Source organism: uncultured Cardiobacterium sp. (assembly GCF_938028185.1).
Classification (GTDB): Bacteria; Pseudomonadota; Gammaproteobacteria; order Cardiobacteriales; family Cardiobacteriaceae; genus Cardiobacterium.
In genome coordinates this window covers 1-3,133 of record NZ_CALJAH010000070.1, presented here as the reverse complement: position 1 = coordinate 3,133, position 3,133 = coordinate 1, and the positions used below count along the sequence as shown (strand labels likewise).

Sequence of the window (3,133 nt, the reverse complement as noted above, 5' to 3'; positions counted from 1 at the left end):
TGCGGTCGCTACGCGGTTTTTTACACCCCCTCCCTGACCCTCCCCCGCTTCGCAGGGGAGGGGGATTCAAATTGCAAACACGCTCTAGCGCGGGTGGTTTGCTGCCCCCACAGGGGGAGGGGCAGAACGATGGGGGAATTTTTTAGCGGCTCACCACCCGCACCGCTTTGCGGATTTGGTCGATTTTGGCTTTCAGCGCCGGTTCGTGGTCGGCGAGCACGGTGATGTGTCCCATTTTGCGACCGGGGCGGGTTTCGGCCTTGCCGTACCAGTGGATGTAGGTTTCGTCCAGCGCCAGTACCGCGTCAAGGCCTTCGAGCAGTGCAGGGCCGCTGTGGCCGTAGGCGCCGATGAGGTTGATCATCGCCGCCGGGCGGTATTGTTGTACCGAGGCGAGCGGCATTCCGGCGAGCAGGCGCCACATTTGTTCGTACTGGGAGTTGGCGCAGGCTTCGATGGTGAGATGGCCGCTGTTGTGCACGCGCGGCGCGGTTTCGTTAATCCACAGCTCGCCGTCTTTGGTGACGAACATTTCCACCGCATAGAGGCCGGGCGCGTCGAAGGCCTGTACCAGCCGCTGTGCCAGTTGTTGTGCCTGTTCGCGCACTTTGGCGCTGAGGAAGGACGGCATTTGTACGTAATCGACGAGGTTCAATACGTTGTCAAAGACCATTTCGGCGACGGGGTAGGCGACGGTGTTGCCCGCGCCGTCGGCGGCAACGATGACCGCGATTTCGTGCGCAATCGGGCAGAGCGCTTCGATCACTGACGGCGTGTCCCACAGTTTGTGCAGGTCTTCTTCGCTGACGATGACTTGTACGCCTTTGCCGTCGTAGCCGCCGGTGCGGGTTTTTTGCACGAAGGGCAGCGGGATGCGTTCGGGGTCAATGTCGGCGCGGGTCTCTGCCAGATAGAATGGCGCGGTCGGCAGGTTGTGGTCGGCATAGAATTGTTTTTGCAGGCCTTTGTCCTGTATCAGGCGCAAGACGCGCGGCGCGGGGATGACGCGCTTGCCCGCTTCTTCCAGCGCTTCCAGCGCCTCCACCGAGACGTGTTCGATTTCGATGCCAACCGCGTCGGCGTCTTTGGCGAAATCGAGCACGGTTTGTTTGTCGCGGAAGTCGCCCTGTTTGAACAGCCCGGTGAGCGCGGCGCAGGGCGCGCGCGGGTCGGGGTCAAGCACGGCGACCGGCATCGGGTAGTCCGTCGCTTCTTGCAGGAACATTTTGCCGAGTTGGCCGCCGCCCAGTATTGCCAGTTTCATGTCGTACACTCCTTAGTCTCTGATTGGTGTGGCGTTTGCCACGTCCCAAAGGCGGCTCGGTCGCGCTTCGCCGCCCGTTGTTCCCGCAATCACCGGCACGGCGGGGAAGTAGTGTTGTACTTCTGCCGCGGTGCGCGCCGGTGGCGCTCCGCTGGGGTTGGCAGAGGTGGAAATCAGCGGGACGCCCGCCCATGTGCATAGCTGGCGCACCAGCGGATGGGTGGAGACGCGGATGGCGATGCGCCCGGTGGCGGCGTCGCGCAGCCAGGCGGGTACGGCATCCGTGGCGGGGAGGATGAAGGTGGTGGTGCGCGCTGCCGCAAGCGTGTGCAGCCGGGCGATAAGGGCATCGTCCAAATCCGCGACCCAGTCCGCGCACTGCGCCCAGTCGGCGGCAACGAGCAACATTCCCTGCCCCGGCTGGCGTGCGCCTTTCAGTCGCAAAATTTCGGCGAACACCTCCGGCGCGCGCGGGTCGCCGCCCAGGCCGTAAACCGCTTCCGTCGGATATGCAAAAACCTGCCGCGATTGCAGCAGGTTCAAAAAAGTATCTTTTTCCGGCGGGATGATCATCTAGTACGACCAGCCGACCGGGCAGTTGCGCAACTGCGCCTGATAGAGCGCGGCGCGGTCGGCGACCTTGTCGCTAATCGTCATCAGCCACGGCTTTTCCAGAAAACTGCGGTTTTCAAAGCCGCCCAGCCCTTCATGATAGGCAAGGTACTGGTTTTTCACGTCATTCAAATCAACGCCGTTGCGGATGACATTCTGGTTGGCGTACCAGCCGATGAAATCCACCGCGTCATCAAAGCGCTCGCGCGACACATTCTGCCGCCCGCGCTTCAACTGGTACCACTCCCACGTTGGCGCTTTCACCTGCGCGTAGCCATAGGCCTGCGAGGTACTCATTGCCGTCGGGTTAAAACGCGACTCCTGGTGCATGAAGGCGAGAATCTGCCACGGCTCAATGTGCCAGCGCAGGCGCGTCGCATCCAGCGCCTCCGCCCAGTGTGGCCGCTGCGACAACAACACGCAGGCATTCTCCATCGACGACACCGGCGGCTGCGGCTCATTCTGATAACGCGGGTCGCGCGGCGCCAAATTATCCCAGGGATCCTGACTCATGTCGGCGCTGGCCGGATAATGACGGTGCTTTTTATGCCCCGAATAAGAAGACGAACAGGCCACCAAAACCAGGCATGCCAAAACGCAAAAACTCCCGTGCAAACGCATAGCTGCTCCGCTATCTGCTAAAATGCGGCATTCTACACCGCGCCCCGCAAAGCCCCAAACCACAGCGAACAAGGACCCCCATGAACCAGACCCCGGAAGCCGCCAACTTCATCAAAAACATCATCGAAGAAGACCTGAAAAACGGCAAAAACGGCGGCAACGTCATCACCCGCTTCCCGCCCGAACCGAACGGCTACCTCCACCTCGGCCACGTCAAATCCATCTGCCTCAACTTCGACATGGCCAACCGGTTCGGCGGCTACTGCAACCTGCGCTTCGACGACACCAACCCCGAAAAAGAAAACGAAGAATACATGGCGAGCATCAAGCGCGACGTGCACTGGCTCGGTTTTGACTGGAAACACCTCAACCACGCCAGCGACTACTTCCCGCAACTGCTCGACTACGCCTGGCAACTGATTGACAAAGGGCTTGCCTACGTCGATAGCCAAAGCGCGGAAGACATCCGCGAAAATCGCGGCACCCTGACCGAACCCGGCAAAAACAGCCCCTACCGCGAACGCAGCATCGCCGAAAACCGCGCGCTCTTCCAGGAAATGGTGGACGGCAAACACCCCGACGGCAGCCACGTCCTGCGCGCCAAAATCGACATGGCCTCGCCCAACATCAACCTGC

Annotated in this window: 4 protein-coding genes; 1 reads left to right on the top strand and 3 read right to left on the bottom strand. The window is 61.3% G+C overall.

The window, feature by feature from the left end; translation table 11 throughout:
- Positions 1–142 precede the first annotated feature (142 nt).
- Genes Q0349_RS02315 through Q0349_RS02305 form a run of 3 tightly spaced genes read right to left on the bottom strand, consistent with a single transcriptional unit; the run spans position 143 to position 2,497 of the window.
- The gene (locus Q0349_RS02315; RefSeq protein ID WP_298079244.1) at positions 143–1,264 is read right to left on the bottom strand and encodes a 5-(carboxyamino)imidazole ribonucleotide synthase; all 1,122 of its coding nucleotides are present in this window, start codon (positions 1,262–1,264) and stop codon (positions 143–145) included.
- Between the two features lie 12 nt (positions 1,265–1,276).
- Entirely contained in the window at positions 1,277–1,807 is a 531-nt protein-coding gene (locus tag Q0349_RS02310) for a Sua5/YciO/YrdC/YwlC family protein (RefSeq protein WP_298079242.1), read from the bottom strand.
- Positions 1,808–1,837: 30 nt separating this feature from the next.
- Positions 1,838–2,497: a transglycosylase SLT domain-containing protein gene (locus Q0349_RS02305; protein WP_298079241.1), complete on the bottom strand. Its 660-nt coding sequence runs from the start codon at positions 2,495–2,497 to the stop codon at positions 1,838–1,840.
- An 80-nt stretch (positions 2,498–2,577) separates the two neighbouring features.
- Between Q0349_RS02305 and Q0349_RS02300 the strand changes: the two genes are divergently transcribed.
- The coding region (locus tag Q0349_RS02300; protein ID WP_298079240.1) for a glutamate--tRNA ligase family protein at positions 2,578–3,133 on the top strand (556 nt) is incomplete at its 3' end.